At 71.9% G+C, this 15,576-nt stretch carries 16 protein-coding genes; 13 read left to right on the forward strand and 3 right to left on the reverse strand.

The window, feature by feature from the left end:
* Positions 1 to 16 precede the first annotated feature (16 nt).
* Positions 17 to 694: a 5-formyltetrahydrofolate cyclo-ligase gene (locus RY94_RS01700; protein ID WP_082045974.1), complete on the reverse strand. Its 678-nt coding sequence runs from the start codon at positions 692 to 694 to the stop codon at positions 17 to 19.
* A gap of 56 nt (positions 695 to 750) precedes the next feature.
* Between RY94_RS01700 and galU the strand changes: the two genes are divergently transcribed.
* The 4 genes from galU to RY94_RS01720 all read left to right on the forward strand — a co-directional run bounded on the left by galU (position 751) and on the right by RY94_RS01720 (position 4,806).
* On the forward strand, positions 751 to 1,653 hold the full coding sequence (gene galU, locus RY94_RS01705; RefSeq protein ID WP_043440897.1) for a UTP--glucose-1-phosphate uridylyltransferase GalU: 903 nt from the start codon (positions 751 to 753) through the stop codon (positions 1,651 to 1,653).
* Positions 1,654 to 1,659: 6 nt separating this feature from the next.
* Positions 1,660 to 2,283, forward strand: coding sequence for a GNAT family N-acetyltransferase (locus RY94_RS01710; RefSeq protein WP_043440899.1), 624 nt, complete (start codon positions 1,660 to 1,662; stop codon positions 2,281 to 2,283).
* A 123-nt stretch (positions 2,284 to 2,406) separates the two neighbouring features.
* A complete protein-coding gene (locus RY94_RS01715; RefSeq protein WP_156134972.1) occupies positions 2,407 to 3,432 on the forward strand; it encodes a hypothetical protein in 1,026 nt (341 codons plus the stop codon).
* 63 nt (positions 3,433 to 3,495) lie between these two features.
* Positions 3,496 to 4,806, forward strand: a complete 1,311-nt coding sequence (locus RY94_RS01720) for an aminoglycoside phosphotransferase family protein (protein ID WP_231554374.1) — start codon at positions 3,496 to 3,498, stop codon at positions 4,804 to 4,806.
* 22 nt (positions 4,807 to 4,828) lie between these two features.
* On the opposite strand, the gene RY94_RS01725 is transcribed toward RY94_RS01720, so the two are convergent.
* Together RY94_RS01725 and RY94_RS01730 are read right to left on the reverse strand one after the other, a co-directional pair.
* The gene (locus RY94_RS01725; RefSeq protein WP_043440902.1) at positions 4,829 to 5,707 is read right to left on the reverse strand and encodes a hypothetical protein; all 879 of its coding nucleotides are present in this window, start codon (positions 5,705 to 5,707) and stop codon (positions 4,829 to 4,831) included.
* A 38-nt stretch (positions 5,708 to 5,745) separates the two neighbouring features.
* Positions 5,746 to 6,228 (reverse strand): Lrp/AsnC family transcriptional regulator, encoded by a 483-nt coding sequence (locus RY94_RS01730; RefSeq protein WP_197060574.1) that lies wholly within the window; start codon positions 6,226 to 6,228, stop codon positions 5,746 to 5,748.
* 164 nt (positions 6,229 to 6,392) lie between these two features.
* Between RY94_RS01730 and RY94_RS01735 the strand changes: the two genes are divergently transcribed.
* The 9 genes from RY94_RS01735 to RY94_RS01775 all read left to right on the forward strand — a co-directional run bounded on the left by RY94_RS01735 (position 6,393) and on the right by RY94_RS01775 (position 15,491).
* Positions 6,393 to 7,634, forward strand: coding sequence for an MFS transporter (locus RY94_RS01735; protein ID WP_043440907.1), 1,242 nt, complete (start codon positions 6,393 to 6,395; stop codon positions 7,632 to 7,634).
* An 81-nt stretch (positions 7,635 to 7,715) separates the two neighbouring features.
* The gene (locus tag RY94_RS01740; protein WP_082045975.1) at positions 7,716 to 8,669 is read left to right on the forward strand and encodes an N-acetylglucosamine kinase; all 954 of its coding nucleotides are present in this window, start codon (positions 7,716 to 7,718) and stop codon (positions 8,667 to 8,669) included.
* A gap of 186 nt (positions 8,670 to 8,855) precedes the next feature.
* Positions 8,856 to 10,007 (forward strand): ABC transporter ATP-binding protein, encoded by a 1,152-nt coding sequence (locus tag RY94_RS01745; protein WP_052273815.1) that lies wholly within the window; start codon positions 8,856 to 8,858, stop codon positions 10,005 to 10,007.
* Between the two features lie 2 nt (positions 10,008 to 10,009).
* Positions 10,010 to 10,705 (forward strand): ABC transporter permease, encoded by a 696-nt coding sequence (locus tag RY94_RS01750; protein WP_043440910.1) that lies wholly within the window; start codon positions 10,010 to 10,012, stop codon positions 10,703 to 10,705.
* Positions 10,705 to 11,451: an ABC transporter permease gene (locus RY94_RS01755; protein ID WP_043440913.1), complete on the forward strand. Its 747-nt coding sequence runs from the start codon at positions 10,705 to 10,707 to the stop codon at positions 11,449 to 11,451. The genes RY94_RS01750 and RY94_RS01755 overlap by 1 nt, the downstream gene beginning before the upstream one ends.
* Positions 11,448 to 12,416: an ABC transporter substrate-binding protein gene (locus RY94_RS01760; RefSeq protein ID WP_043440916.1), complete on the forward strand. Its 969-nt coding sequence runs from the start codon at positions 11,448 to 11,450 to the stop codon at positions 12,414 to 12,416. Before RY94_RS01755 ends, RY94_RS01760 begins: the two co-directional genes overlap by 4 nt.
* Positions 12,417 to 12,506: 90 nt before the next feature.
* Positions 12,507 to 13,724 (forward strand): pyridoxal phosphate-dependent aminotransferase, encoded by a 1,218-nt coding sequence (locus tag RY94_RS01765; RefSeq protein ID WP_043440918.1) that lies wholly within the window; start codon positions 12,507 to 12,509, stop codon positions 13,722 to 13,724.
* Positions 13,725 to 13,750: 26 nt separating this feature from the next.
* On the forward strand, positions 13,751 to 14,605 hold the full coding sequence (locus RY94_RS01770; RefSeq protein ID WP_052273816.1) for a PPK2 family polyphosphate kinase: 855 nt from the start codon (positions 13,751 to 13,753) through the stop codon (positions 14,603 to 14,605).
* A 49-nt stretch (positions 14,606 to 14,654) separates the two neighbouring features.
* Positions 14,655 to 15,491, forward strand: a complete 837-nt coding sequence (locus tag RY94_RS01775; RefSeq protein ID WP_043440920.1) for a formate/nitrite transporter family protein — start codon at positions 14,655 to 14,657, stop codon at positions 15,489 to 15,491.
* Positions 15,492 to 15,576: the final 85 nt, after the last annotated feature.

Consider the following 15,576-nt stretch of genomic DNA (forward strand, 5'->3'; position numbering starts at 1 on the left):
GGGGTCGAGTGCCAGTCTACACCGGAGGGTGGGGTGCCCCGACGTCCAGGAGCCCGTCCGCTGTGAAGACGCCCTGGAGGGGCTGGTCGCAGGGCTCGGCCGGGACGGCACCGACGGGCAGGACCTCGGAGCGGTAGACGGCGCCGAGCCGAGGCGGGGCACCGGGCCGCCCGAGCGGATGCCGCGCCAGGAAGCGGTCGTAGTAGCCACCGCCCTGGCCGATGCGCTGCCCGGACCGGTCCACGGCCAGGGCCGGAACGAGGATCAGGGCGACGTCCGGCAGCTCCTCGAACGGCCACCGTGGGCCGACGGGTTCGAACACCGGGGCGCGCACGGAACGCTCGAGCGGGATGCCGGGCGTCCACGCGGTCCAGGACAGCTGGTACCCCGGCTCGCAGACGGGGACGGCCACCCCGAAGCCGAGGCGGTGCAGTTCCCCGAGCAGCGGTGCGGTGTCGGGCTCCGGGTCGACGCCGAGGTAGGCCGCGATCGTGGGGCGGCGGGACGCGGCGCCTCCGGACGGGGCGGCGGTCCTCCCGAGATGCCGTGTCACGGCTAGGGCGAGTGCCTCCGACTGGTCCCGCCGATCCGCCGGGTCCAATGCGGCGCGGGCCTGCCGGAGCGCGCGGCGCAGCCGGGCCTTGGCCGCGCCTGCCTCCGCAGCGGGTCCGGTATCACGGGGAGAAGGGGTCATTCGACCATTGTGCCGACTTCCCGGGAACAGGGGGCCCGTTATGTAGTGTGGTTCCCATGACTTTGCGATCACGCGTGACTAAGGCCGTCATCCCCGCGGCCGGGCTGGGAACCCGCTTCCTTCCCGCGACCAAGGCGATGCCGAAGGAGATGCTCCCGGTCGTCGACAAGCCGGCCATCCAGTACGTGGTGCAGGAGGCCGTGGACGCCGGACTGTCCGACGTCCTGATGATCACCGGCCGCAACAAGCGCGCTCTCGAGGACCACTTCGACCGCGTGCCCTTCATCGAGCAGACCCTCGAGGACAAGGGCGACCACGACAAGCTCGCCGCCGTGCGGCGCCCCTCGGAGCTCGGCGACATCCACTACCTGCGCCAGGGCGATCCGAAGGGCCTCGGCCACGCCGTGCTGCGTGCCAAGCTGCACGTCAACAACGAGCCGTTCGCCGTCCTGCTCGGCGACGACCTGATCGACGAGCGCGATCCCCTGCTGGAGACCATGATCGAGGTGCAGGCGAAGACCGGCGGGTCCGTCATCGCCCTCATCGAGGTGGATCCCCAGCAGATCAGCGCCTACGGGTGCGCGGACATCACCGAGATCGAGGGCGAAGGCCACGTGCGCGTGAACCACCTCGTCGAGAAGCCCGCCGTCGAGGACGCGCCGTCCAACCTCGCCGTGATCGGCCGCTACGTCCTGCACCCCCGCGTGTTCGACGTCCTCGAGACCACCGCGCCGGGCCGTGGCGGCGAGATCCAGCTGACCGACGCCCTGCAGACCCTCGCGAGCGCCGAGGGCGAGGGGTCCGGCGTGTACGGCGTCGTGTTCCGCGGCCGCCGCTACGACACCGGCGACAAGCTGAGCTACCTGAAGGCCGTGGTGACGCTCGCCTCGGAGCGCGAGGACCTCGGTCCGGACCTCCGTGCCTGGATCAAGGACTTCAGCAAGAACATCCCGGAGTAGTCCGCCGTGTGGTCGGCAACCAGCTGGCCCGTGAACCTCAGGACCGGCTCGCTGGTTCTGAGGCCCATCCGCCACAGGGACAAGGCAGCCTGGATGGCGTTGCGGCAGCGCAACGCCACCTGGCTCGCGCCCTGGGAGGCCTCCAATCCGGATCCGGAGGGTTTCCTGCCCACCTACCGCCAGATGGTGCGCTCCCTGACCTCCCAGGCCCGGGCCGGTACGGCGCTGCCGTTCCTCATCACGGAGCAGCAGCCCGGGTCCCGGGACGCCCGCCTCGTGGGGCAGCTGACGGTGTCGGGCATCACGTGGGGCTCCGCGATGACGGCCACCCTCGGCTACTGGGTCGACGCCGAGCGGGCCGGCCGGGGGATCGCGCCGACGGCGGTCGCGCTGGCGACGGACTACTGCTTCCGGGACCTCGGACTCCACCGAATGGAGATCAACATCCGCCCCGAGAACCGGGCGAGCCTGCGCGTCGTGGAGAAGCTGCATTTCCGCGACGAGGGGCTGCGCCCGCGGTTCCTGCACATCGCCGGACAGTGGGCGGACCACCGGAGTTTCGCGCTGACCGCCGAGGACGTACCACGGGGTCTGCTCGGCCCGTGGCTCGAGAGCAGGCGGGCGCCCTAGCGCCGAAGGGCGGGGTGGATGCCGAGGGGGGCATATTAGCCGCCGACACACCGCCGGCAATACAGGAGCCGGGCAGGGATTGCTTCTACGGTTCAGAGTGTGGTCTTCTCCCTGGATAGCTCGTTGGTACTTGCAGCAATCGTCGGCCTGTGGCTGCTGTGGGTGGCACCGTTCGTCCTCGGCAGGACCACCCCGGCGTTCGCCGGGACCAGACGCCAGACGCCGACAACCGGGACCAGCCGTCCCGGGGGGAGCATGATGACAATGACCGCGCCGCAGGACGATCCACGCCACCCGGAGACCACCTGGGACGCGCCCGGGACGACGCGCGGGACGACGGCCGGCACGGCCGTGGTCCGGTCCAGCACGACGACGTCCGGCCAGCAGTCCTTCACCCCCCGGTGGGGGCGGATCGCCGTCGCCCTGGCCGGCCTCCTGTGCCTCCTCGGCACCCTGGTGACCCTCGTGCTCGGCGTGATCGGCGTCGTGTCCCTCCTCGTCCCGCTGGCATGCCTCGGCGGGACGGCCGCGTCCGTCGCGGTCCTGAGGCTGCTCGCCGTGCGTGCCCGCCGGGACCGCGTGAACCGCGCGTTCGCCGACGCCATGGCGCCGGTCCGGGACTTCGGCCCCGAGGAAGCCCCCCGAACAGTTCCGGTGGACCCGGCACCCGCCGCACCCACGCGCCCCACCGTCCTGTTCGACGCCGATGAGAGCCCCGGACGCGGCCTCACCGCGATGGAGCAGCGGACTGCCGCGCTCGCCGGACTCCACGGCTCGTCCGCCGTGGACGTCCGTGACGCAGAACCGGCCGAGGGCGGGCCGGTTACGCTGCCCATCGAGCCGGCCGGGTCCGCCGCACCGGGCGTTCCGGCGCCGGGGTCCACGGCCTGGGCGCCGGTCGACGTGCCGCGTCCCACGTACGTCGGTGCTGCCAAGGCCGAACGCCAGGCCCCTGCACCGCTCGACCTGCCGGAAGCCCCGAAGGCGGCGTCGCGGATGCCCATCAAGGCAGCGGAGGCCGCCGCGCGGGTCGCCGCGACCGCTGCCGAGAGCCTCGACGTCACCGACACCGCTGCACCGACGGATGACGCCACCCCCGCGACGGGTCGCATCAACCTCGACGACGTGCTGCAGCGTCGGCGCGCCTGACGGGTCCGGCATGACACCGGCTGCGACCGCGCACCTGCGCCCGTAGGGCCCGCCGGGCATCGCATGAGGGCACGGGACGCACACATCATCCGCGAGCAGGACGCCATCGCGCTCCTCGGCTCGGACGCGCCGGAGGACCTCCTGCGGCGTGTGCTCGCCACGGCGGGGTGGGAGCTCGGCGCCTGGCAGCTCGCGTCCCTGCACCACCGCCCCGGCGTCGGAGCCACGGGTGTCTTCTCCGTGGACGCCATCCCGCACCCCGCAGCACCCGGCCGAGCAGCGCGTTCCGGGCCCGCACCCACCCACGCCTGCATCACCTCCTGTCCGCTCCCGCATGGCCCGGCCCGGGTCACCGTGGTCCACCGGCGCGGCGCCGACACCCTCGCGGCGTGGGTGCACCCCCACGACCCGCTCCTGCCGGGGCTTCCCTCCGCCCTCGACCCCGCAGCGGCCACGCCGTTCGCCTTCGGGCCCGGGCGCGACGCCGGGGCGACGCTGCTGGAGCTCCGGAGCTACCGACCGCTGCGCCGCGCCGTGGTGCTCGCGCGGAACGGGGACGAGCGCCGCTACCTGAAGGTGCTCCGGCGCGACGCCGCGGGGCCGCTCGCCGAACGGCACCGGATGCTCCGGGCCGCCGGTGTCCCGGCCCCCGCCCTCGCCGCCGGGCCGGTGCAGGACGTCGTCGCCATGCAGGCTGCTCCCGGTACGCCGCTCGCCGAACTCCTCATGCTCGACGGCGCGGAGGGCGTCGAGCCCGACGCCCTGCTGCGGGTCCTCGCCTCGCTGCCGGTCGAGGTCATGGCGCTGCCGAGGCGCCCGCCGTGGTCGGCCAGGGTCCGGGACTACGCGGAGGGGGCGGTGGCGGCCCTGCCGGAGGAGGCCGATCGCATCCGCCGCCTCGCCGCGGACATCGACGCCGAGGTCCGCTCCAGCGACGGCGGCCCCCTCGTGCCGACGCACGGGGACTTCTACGAGGGGAACCTCCTGGTCGCGGACGGATCGGTGTCCGGGCTCCTGGACGTCGACGCGCTCGGGCCCGGGCATCTCGTGGACGACCTCGCCTGCTTCCTCGGGCACCTCGCCGTCCTTCCCGCGCTGCACGCCGGCTACGCGCGGGTGCCGCAGGCCCTGCCGCGCTTCGCGCAGGCCTTCGACCGCCGCGTCGACCCGGTGGCCCTCAGGAGCCGTGCGGCCGCCGTCAGCCTCACGCTCGTCGCGGGAGCACGACGCCGCGCGGACGTCCGGGAGGGCGCGGACGGTTCCGCCGGCAGGGACGGCACGCCCGAGGCCGTGTCCCGCCTGGAGGTCGCCGAGCGGTTCCTCGCCGAGGCGCAGGAGCTCCGGACCGCGCCCCACCGCGGGCGGACCGCCTAGCGGCCCGGGAGGGGGGGGATCCTCAGCGCGGCGCGGGAACGCCCACCCGGGTGTCCATCTGCAGCACCGGCGTCCCGTCCGCGTCGCCGAGCGCGAGCCGGACGGTCACGTCCACACCGGCGAGGGAGGCCAGGTGGGTGCCGCCACAGGGGATCTCCGCCCGCTCCCCGGGTAGGTCGCAGACCCAGCGGCGCCGGTCGGTGAGCCCACCGCCGTCCGCCACGACGCTGATGGGGGCTCCCGTGGCCGTCCAGGCCGCGAGCGTCGCGTTCACCGCCGCGGCCGTGGCCGGCAGGTCGAGGTCCTCGACGGTGAAGCCCTTCCGCCGGAGGGACTTGCCGAGGCGGTACCGGTCGACGGATCCGAACTCGCCGATGGCCGTCGTGTCGATCGCGAGCGCGTCGAAGTTCGGTGCACCGAGGGCGTCGGGCGCCACGTCCTTCTTCCAGCGGCCGGCCAGCGCCCGGTTCAGCGCGAGCGAGGCGAGGTGGCACCCGGTGTGCCCGGCGGACACGGCGGCGCGATGGGCGGCGTCGACCCGCACCACGGCGTCGTCGCCCTCCGCCGGAGCGTCACCGGCCGCGCCCTCGATCAGATGCGCGACCACGAACGCCCACCCCTCGGTGCCCTTGCGGACGGGGGAGTCCGCCCCGAGGTGCAGCGTGGTGCCGTCGGTCGCCCCGACCACGCAGCCGGTCACGGTCCAGCGGCGCGTGCCGATCTCGAGCACACCCCGGTCCGCGCCCTGGTCCGGCCAGGCGTGGTCCACCGGGTGGAAGGCGGTGGTGTCGAGCAGGACGGCGTGTCCGCCGCCGCGGGCCTCGACGTGCAGGACCCGGGAGAGCGCCTCGGTGGCCCCCGCAGGGTAGGTGACACGGGTGTCGGTGGTGGGCAGGGTCATGGGATCTCCTCGACGTGGTTCGTGGTGGGGCGCGCGGCTCAGGTGTCCGCGGGACGCTGGGCGAGACGCTCGAGCAGGGGCTCGGTGCGGTAGGGGATGTGCTCGTGCAGGGCGAGGACGGTCTCGGTGCGGATGACGCCCTTGATCCTCAGGACGGAGCGCAGCGCGGCCTGCAGGTTGTGGGTGTCGGTGGCCGCGACCCTGCACCACACATCGCCCCGGCCGGAGATCTCATGGACCTCGAGGACCTGGTTCAGGGTGCGGAGCCCGGCGATGACGCCGTCGAGCTCGCGGTGGGACACCTCGATGGTGATGAACGCGACGACGTCGTAGCCCAGCGCCTCCAGGTCCAGTTCACGGCCGCTGCGGCGCAGCGCCCCGGTCCGCAGGAGCCGGCGGATACGGGCCTGCGCCGTGTTGCGGGCCACGCCGAGCAGTTCGCTCAGTTCGCTCACCTGCGCGCGGGGGTCCCTCACCAGCGCGAGCAGCAGCCGCAGGTCGAGATTGTCCAGCTTGCTCACGACGCTCACTTCCCATCAGTCGGTCTCCGCTGTGTTGCGCACAACGCTCAAATATCAGCACCGCAAAACAGCACTGCGGTCAATCCGCCCCATCCTAGAGGGGGCCGTGCACGAGCGTACCCGGGAAGTGCCGGCAAGGCGCGCGAGCGAGGAAAAGTGGTGGGATGAGCGTCATCGACGAGCTGCGGATGAGACCGGCGGCGGTCGGGGCACGGCGGTGGGATGCATCGCTCGCCGTCCGGCTCGTGCTGGCCGTGACCGTGATCTCCACCCTCCTGATCGGCGCGAATCTCGCGACCCCGCTCTACCCGCTCCTCCAGGCCGAGCTGGGGCTCTCCTCCTTCGCCGTCACGGTGGCGTTCGCGTCCTACGTCGTGGCCCTGATCGGCGGGCTCGTCCACGCCGGCCACTGGTCGGACCACATCGGACGGCGGGCCGCCCTCGTCCTCGCCGTGGTCCTCGGGCTCCTCGGCGCCGCCCTGTTCGCCGTCGCCACCTCGCTGCCCATGCTCGCCGCCGGGCGCATGCTCCAGGGCGGCGCCGTCGCCCTGGCGACCGGTGCCAGCGCCGCCGCGCTCCGCGACCTGCTCCCCACCCGCCCGGACTGGGCGTCCCGGTTCACCCTCATGGCCTCCGCCGGAGGGGTCGCCGCAGGGCCCGTGATCGGTGGTCTGCTCTCCCTCCTGCCCTCGCCGACGAGGACCCCCTTCGTGGTGTACCTCGTGGTGCTCGCGAGCCTCCTGGTCCCCCTCGTGCTGCTCCGCGCGCGCCCGGCGATCAAGCCCGCCGCGGCGGGCAAACCCCTGGCCGTCCTGCGGCCCCGCAAGCCGGCCGTGTCGAGGGAGGCGCGCCGGTCCTTCTGGACGGCGTCGTCCGTCGGGTTCCTCAGCTTCGCGGTGTTCGGGTTCACCCTGAGCCTCGCCCCCACCTGGTTCGCGGGCATCGCCGGGACCACCTCCCGCCCGCTGATCGGCCTCCTCGCCGCGCTCGTGCTCGGCTCGTCCGCCATCAGCCAGCTCGTCTCGCCGCGCGGACGGTTCGTGGTCCCGGCCGGACTCGCCGCCATGGCGCTGGGTGTGGGCCTGCTGCCCGCCGCGCAGGCGTCCGGCAGCCTGCCCCTGCTCATCGGGGCGTGCGTCGTCGCCGGCTTCGGCCAGGGCATGGCCTTCCGGGTGGTCTTCAACGAGGTGTCGATGAAGGTGGACCCGGCCCTGCACGCACAGACCGTCAGCGCCGTGTACGTCATCACCTACCTCGGCAGCGCCGTCCCGGTCCTCGGCCTCGGCGCCGCGGCAGGCGTCTGGGGCCTCAACGCCTCGGTCACCGTCTTCGCGCTGGCCATCTGCGCGGTCTGCGGCGTCCTCGCCGCGGGCTCCCTGGTCCTCCGGGCCAGGGCCCCGCGCTGACCCTGCCGACCCTGCCGACCCGCGTCCGATCCTGCCGGACTTGGCGGCGGCCGCCCGCCGGCCTGTTTGTAGGCTGTAGGCATGTCCGAGACCCCCGCGCAGCCCGCCCCGCACCCCTCCGCCACCGACGGGGGTCCCGGAGCGGGCGGCGGGTCCGCGACGCTCGTCGTCGGCCTCGACATCGGCGGCTCCAAGACCCACGGCGCGCTCTGGCGCGGCGGACGGCTCGTCGCCGAGGCGAAGGCGGGAAGCGCCAACGTCCAGAACGTCACGCCGGACGACGCCGCCCGCAGCCTGGGTGAGCTGTTCCACGACCTCCTCGCGCACGCGGACGCGGGCCCGGTCGCCCGCGTCATCGCCGGCTCCGGGGGAGTGGACACCGCGGCCGACGCCGATCGCCTCCGCGCCCTGATCGCACAGCACGCGCCGCACGCGGCCATCGACGTGGTGCACGACACCCGCCTCATCCTCGCCGCGGGAGGCGCCCACGCGGGGATCGCCGTCATCGCCGGCACCGGATCCGTCGCGTGGGGTACCACCCGCGACGGCCGCGAGGCCCGCTCCGGCGGCTGGGGGTACCTCCTCGGCGACGAGGGCAGCGGGTACTGGGTGGCCCGCGAAGCCGTCCGCCGGGCCCTGCACCGCCACGACGTCGGGCTGGCCCCCGATGCCCTCGACGCCGCGGTCCTCGCCCTCAACGGCGTCGCCACGCCCACCGAACTCATCGGCCTCTTCCATTCGGGCGCGGGGCGCACCTACTGGGCGGCGCAGTCCCGGGCCGTGTTCGACGCCGCGGGGGAGGGTGATCCCGACGCCGCCGCCATCCTCGACCGCGCAGCCGCCGACCTCACGCGCCTCGTGCTCGACGTGGCCTCCGTGATCGGGATGCCCGGGCCCGTGGTGCTGGGCGGCGGGCTCGCGATGCACCAGCCGGCACTGCAGGAACGCCTGCGCGCGCGGCTCGCGGCGGAGGGCATCGAGGACGTCGTGGTCCTCCACGAGGACCCCGTGATGGGCGTCCGGTTCCTCATGTGACGCACACGCCACCAACCCGCGGTGTCCTCTGCTCCGAACGCATGGTTAGACTCAGAACCTCCGAACGCTTGAACTGACCGCTGCGCGTCCCGCGCAGCGACATACCAGACGGCAAGCCGGAACCGCATGGGCGGTCCGTGGGCGCAGCCCGGCCGAGAAGCTCCTGCCACGAAAGGCACAGCTGCCATGACATCCCCCGAGCAGGCCGCCACCCGGCACCAGATCGAATTCCGCGGCGTCACCAAGACCTACGATGGCGGCCGCCCCGCGGTGGACGACCTCACCATGGACATCGAGCGCGGCAAGATCACCGTCTTCGTGGGCCCCTCGGGCTGCGGCAAGACGACCTCCCTGCGCATGATCAACCGCATGGTGGAGCCGACCTCGGGCCGGATCCTGGTGGACGGGCAGGACGTCTCGACGCAGAAGGCCTCCGACCTCCGGCGTTCGATGGGCTACGTCATGCAGTCCTCGGGCCTCCTGCCGCACCGGTCCGTGCTCGACAACATCGCGACGGTCCCGCGCCTCAACGGCGTCCGGAAGGCCGAGGCACGCACGCGCGCGAAGGAGCTCCTCGCCGTCGTCGGCCTCGCCCCCGAGCTGGGCGCACGGTATCCGGGGCAGCTCTCCGGTGGGCAGCAGCAGCGCGTCGGCGTGGCACGGGCGCTCGCGGCCGATCCGCCCATCCTGCTCATGGACGAGCCGTTCAGCGCCGTGGACCCCGTGGTCCGCGCCGAGCTGCAGGAGGAGCTGCTGCGCCTGCAGCGGGACCTCGCCAAGACCATCGTGTTCGTCACCCACGACATCGACGAGGCGACCGTCCTCGGCGACAAGGTGGCCGTCTTCGCCGTCGGCGGCCGGCTTGCGCAGTACGCCGCCCCGGAGGAGATCCTCCGCGCTCCCGTCGACGACTTCGTGGCGGGCTTCGTGGGACGCGACCGCGGCTTCCGCCACCTCTCCTTCCAGCCGGGCGCCGGCGTCACCATCCACCCCGTCGAGACCATCGGGGTCGACCAGCTCGCGGACCCCACCGTGTCGGTGCGCTCGCCGTGGACGCTGCTGGTCGACGCCGACGGCCGCCCGCACGGCTGGGTGCCGCAGGCGACCCGCGGCAGCATCGCGCGGCAGGCCGACGCCGTCCCCGGAGGCTCCCTCTACACGCGCGGCGACACCCTGCGGCGGGCGCTCGACGCCGCCCTCTCCTCGCCGTCGGGCCTGGGTGTGACGGTCGACGACGACGGCCGCGCGGTGGGCGTGGTGCATGCGGCCGAGGTCTTCGAGCTCATCGAGGCCGCGCGGCTCGACCGGGGCCGCGCCGACCACAACACGGCGGTCTAGCCATGGACTGGTTCCTCGCAAACCTCGACTTCGTCTGGCTGCACACGCGCCTGCACCTTTTCCAGGCCGTCGTGCCGCTGCTCCTCGGGCTGCTCGTCGCGGTGCCCGTCGCGCAGCTCGCCCGGCTCAACGCCGTCGTGGGATCGGTCCTGCTGACCGGCTCCTCGATCCTCTACACGATCCCGTCCCTGGCCATGTTCGTGTTCCTGCCCGTGGTGCTGGGCACCCGGGTCATCGACCCCGTCAACGTCATCGTGGCCCTCGCGATCTACGCCTTCTCGCTGCTCGTACGGGCCACGCTCGACGCCCTGAACTCGATCGACGACGGCGTCCGGCAGGCCGCCGTCGCCATGGGCTACACGCCCGTCCGCCGGTTCCTGACCGTGGACCTCCCGCTCTCGCTGCCCGTGCTGTTCGCCGGGCTGCGCGTCGTCTCCGTCACCAACATCTCGCTCGTCAGCGTCGGTGCGCTGATCGGCGTCCCGAGCCTCGGGACGCTGTTCACGGACGGCCTGTTCCGGTCCTTCCCGACCGAGATCGCCGTCGGGATCATCATCATCCTGCTGCTCGCGCTGGTCATGGACCTCCTGCTCGTGCTCGCCGAGCGGCTCCTGACGCCGTGGACGCGGAAGGCCGCGGCCGGCGGCGCACCGGACGCGGAGATCATGGCCCTCGAGGCGAAAGCGGCGGGTGCCTGATGGACTACACGAGTGACAACCTCTTCGTGCAGATGTGGGAGTGGCTGACCGCCCCCGCCAACTGGGAGGGCGAGCGCGGCATCCCGGTGCGCGTCGCCGAGCACCTCGGCTACACGGGCCTGACCATGCTCATCGCCCTGGTGATCGCCGTCCCGATCGGCCTCTACGTGGGCCACACGGGCCGCGGCCGCGTCGTGATCGTCTCCGGCGTCGGCATCCTCCGCGCCCTGCCCACGCTCGGCCTGGCGTTCCTGTTCGTCCTGCTCGCCGGCCTCGGCCTCATGCCGCCCATCTGGGCGCTCGTGCTGCTCGCTGTGCCACCCCTGCTCACCGGCATCTACGCCGGGATCTCCTCGGTGGACCGCTCGGTGGTGGACGCCGCGCGGAGCATGGGCATGGGGGAACGGCAGATCCTGCTGCGGGTCGAGGTGCCCAACGGGCTCCCGGTGATCCTCGGGGGAGTGCGCGCCGCCCTGCTGCAGGTCATCGCCACCGTCGCCGTCGTCGCCTTCATCAACCTCGGCGGGCTCGGGGTCTACCTCGTGGAGGGGACGCAGCTCGCCGACTACGGGCGCCTGTTCGGCGGCGCCGTGGTCATCACGGTCCTCGCGATCGCCGTCGATCTGCTCATGGGACTGCTGCAGAGAATCGTCATCTCACCCGGACTCCGGACCTCGGACCGGGTGAGGGCTCAAGGATCTGGCCGGCAGAAGGCCGTCGCCAGTGCACAAGGAGGAACAACATGAAGAACCTGTCAGCACAACGCGCCGGACGGCGCGCTTTGATGGGACTGGCTGGCGGCCTGACGGCCGCGCTGGCGTTGACTGCCTGCGGTGCCAACAGCGACCCCCAGGGGGAACCACAGGAATCGGCTGCTGCGGACGGCGGGTCCGTCGTCGTCGGATCGGCTGATTTCCCCGAGAGCCAGATCGTCGCCGAGATCTACGCCGGAGCGCTCAACGCAGCCGGCGTCGAGGCCACCACCAAGCTCAACATCGGGTCGCGGGAGATCTACTACACCGCCCTCGAGGACGGCTCCGTGGACATCATCCCCGACTACAGCGGCAACCTGCTGCTCTTCGCCGACCCGGAGGCCACCGCGGAGTCCGCCGAGGACATCTTCGCAGCGCTCCCGGACGCCCTGTCCGCGAAGTCGCCGGACGTGAACCTCGGGGTGCTCGAACCCTCCGAGGCGGAGAGCAAGGACGCCCTCGTGGTGACCGCGGCGACCGCCGAGAAGTACGGCCTCACCTCGATCGAGGACCTCGCGGAGGTCTGCGGCGAGATCACCATCGGCGCGCCCAGCACGTTCCAGGAACGCGCCTACGGCCTGCCCGGCCTCAAGGCGAAGTACGACTGCGAGCCCGGCGGGTTCGAGGCCATCAACGACGGCGGCGGGGACATCACGCTGAACGCCCTCCTGGACGACACCGTGCAGGCCGCGGACATCTACACGACCACGCCGTCGATCGACGACAACGACCTCGTGGTCCTCGAGGACCCGGAGAACAACTTCATCGCGCAGCAGGTCCTCCCGCTCATCAACACCGACACGGTGAACGAGGAGGCGCAGACCGTCCTCAACGAGGTGTCGGCCCAGCTGACCACGGACGACCTGCTCGCCCTGAACCGCGAGGTCAGCGGCGACGAGAAGCGGAACCCCGCGGACGCGGCGGCCGACTGGCTCGCCGAGAAGGGCCTCGCCGGCTAGGCCTCCGGCAGGTGGCTCCAGCTCGGCAGGGGCCCGCTGCACGGCATTGCTATGCCGCGCAGTGGGCCCCTGCTGTGGCATCCTGAAGAAATGGCCACCTACAAGCAGTCCGGCAAACTCCAGAACGTCCTCTACGACATCAGGGGGCCGCTGCTCGAACACGCCATGACCATGGAGGCCCAGGGCCACCGCATCCTCAAGCTCAACATCGGCAACCCGGCGCCGTTCGGCTTCGAGGCGCCCGACGCCATCCTCGTGGACATGATCCGCAACCTCCCCGAGGCGCAGGGCTACAGCGACTCCCGCGGCATCTTCTCGGCGCGCACCGCCGTCGTGCAGTACTACCAGAGCCGCGGCATCAACTCGATCGACGTCGACGACGTGTACCTCGGCAACGGCGTCAGCGAACTCATCACGCTGTCCATGCAGGCCCTGCTGAACGCGGGCGACGAGGTGCTGATCCCCACCCCGGACTACCCCCTCTGGACGGCGTCCGTGGCCCTCGCCAGCGGGACGCCCGTCCACTACCTCTGCGACGAGGACAACCACTGGTGGCCGGACCTCGAGGACATCGCGGCCAAGATCACGCCCAACACCAAGGGCATCGTGCTCATCAACCCGAACAACCCCACCGGGGCGGTGTACCCCCGGAGCATCCTCGAGGGCATCGTGAGGCTGGCACGCGAGCACGAGCTCATCGTGTTCGCGGACGAGATTTACGAGAAGATCCTCTACGACGACGCCGTGCACATCAACGCCGCGTCCGTCACGGGCGACGACGTCCTGTGCCTGACCTTCAGCGGCCTGTCGAAGGCGTACCGGATCGCCGGCTTCCGCAGCGGCTGGATGGCCATCTCCGGCCCCAAGCGCGACGCCGCAGACTACATCGAGGGCATCAACCTCCTCGCCAACATGCGCCTGTGCGCGAACGTCCCGGCGCAGCATGCCATCCAGACCGCGCTCGGCGGGCACCAGAGCATCAACGACCTCATCCTGCCCGGCGGCCGCCTGCGCCAGCAGCGCGACAAGGCCGCGCAGATGCTCAACGCGATCGACGGTGTGAGCTGCGAACTGGCGCAGGGGGCCCTGTACCTCTTCCCCCGGCTCGACCCCGAGATCTACCCCATCAAGGACGACGAGCAGTTCGCCCTGGACCTCCTCAAGCAGCAGAAGATCCTGATCTCGCACGGCAGCGCGTTCAACTGGGTCGCCACCGACCACTTCCGCATGGTGACGCTGCCGAGCGTCGAGGTGATCGAGGACGCGATCGGGCGCCTCGCGGACTTCCTGTCCACCTACAAGCCCTGAGCATCCCCGACCCCGCAGGAGACCCCATGCCGAACGGATCCACCACCGCCGCCGAGACGCGGAGGCTCCTGCTCGCGGGGCCGGACTTCTCGCTCGGCGCCGTCGACCCCCGGTCCACGCCCGGTTTCGACGGCGGCAAGAAGCAGGGCGCCGAGGCCCTCGCCGCGGGGGCGGACACGCTCGCGTCGCTGCAGGAGAAGCTCTTCGCCGAGAGCCGGGCCGGCAGCGAGATCGCCGTGCTGCTGATCCTGCAGGGGATGGACACCTCCGGCAAGGGCGGGGTGGTCCGTCACGTCGTGGGGCAGGTGCACCCGCAGGGGGTGCAGCACTACGCGTTCAAGGCCCCGACGGAGCAGGAACAGCGGCACAGCTTCCTCTGGCGCGTGCGTCGCCAACTGCCGGCGCCGGGCATGATCGGGGTCTTCGACCGGTCGCACTACGAGGACGTCCTGATCCACCGCGTACGCGCCCTGTCGCCGGCGGCGGAGGTGGAGAAGCGGTACGGGGCCATCTCGAGGTTCGAGGGCCAGGTGGTGGGTGCGGGCACCCGCGTGCTCAAGGTGATGCTGCACATCAGCCAGGACGAGCAGAAGGCGCGGCTCGCCGACCGCCTCGAGCGCAAGGACAAGTTCTGGAAGTACAGTCCCGACGACATCGAGGACCGCGCCAACTGGCAGCAGTACCAGGACGCCTACCAGGTGGCCGTCGAGAGGACAAGCACCCCGGATACCCCCTGGTACGTCGTCCCCGCCGACCGCAAGTGGTATGCCAGGCTCGCCGTGCAGCACCTGCTCACCGCGACGCTGGAGGACATGCAGCTGAGCTGGCCGCGGGCATCGTTCGATGTCGCCGCCGAGCAGGAGCGCCTGCACTCGTCCTGAGCCGCCGATCCGGCAGCCCGGGAGACGACGACGGATCCCGGGAGGACACATGAGCGAGGAACGCAGGCGGGAACTCGGTGCATCGGATGCGCCGGTCGAGGACGAACTCAAGGAGTCGTTCGACGCGACGGTGGACGAGGGCGCCGACCGGCTCCAGCGGACCATGAGGACCATCATCGTCACCGGACTGTTCGGCGGTTTCGAGATCGGGCTCGGCATCATGGCGTACCTCGCCGTGCTGCACCAGACCGGGGACGCGCTGCTGGCGGGGATCGCCTTCGGCGTCGGGCTCGTGGCGCTGCTCCTGGCCCACAGCGAGCTGTTCACCGAGAACTTCCTGATGCCGGTCGCCGCGGTGGTCGCGAAGGAGGGCACCCTCGCGCAGCTCGCGAAACTCTGGGGTGGCACGCTCGTCGCGAACCTCGTGGGCGGGTGGATCTTCGTCTGGATCGTCATGCAGGCGTTCCCCCAGTGGTCGCCGACCGTGAGCGAGAGCGCGCACCACTTCGTCGACGCGCCGTTCTCCCTGCAGACCGTGGCCCTGGCCGTCCTGGGCGGGAGCACGATCACGGTGATGAGCCGCATGCAGCAGGGCACGTCGAACGATGTCGCGAAGATCGTGGCGACGATGATCGGCGGCTTCCTGCTCGCGGGCCTGCAGCTCTTCCATTCCATCCTCGACTCGCTGCTGATCTTCGCCGCGATCCACTCCGGCGCGGACATCGGCTACGACCAATGGCTCGGCTTCTTCGGCTACACCCTGCTGTTCAACATGCTCGGCGGACTCGTCCTCGTGACCCTGCTGCGGCTCGTGCGCACGAAGGAACTGATCCAGCAGCGGCGCGACGAAGCACCCGAGGACCCCGACGCACCGCGCGGCCGGTGAACTCCTCCGGTCGGCCGATCCGGGACCTCGGCGCGGGTTCATGCGGACCGGTCCTGACCGCATCTCCTCCTACCCTTGAAGCTCC

Source organism: Arthrobacter sp. L77 (assembly GCF_000816565.1).
GTDB classification, from domain to species: domain Bacteria; phylum Actinomycetota; class Actinomycetes; order Actinomycetales; family Micrococcaceae; genus Arthrobacter_D; species Arthrobacter_D antioxidans.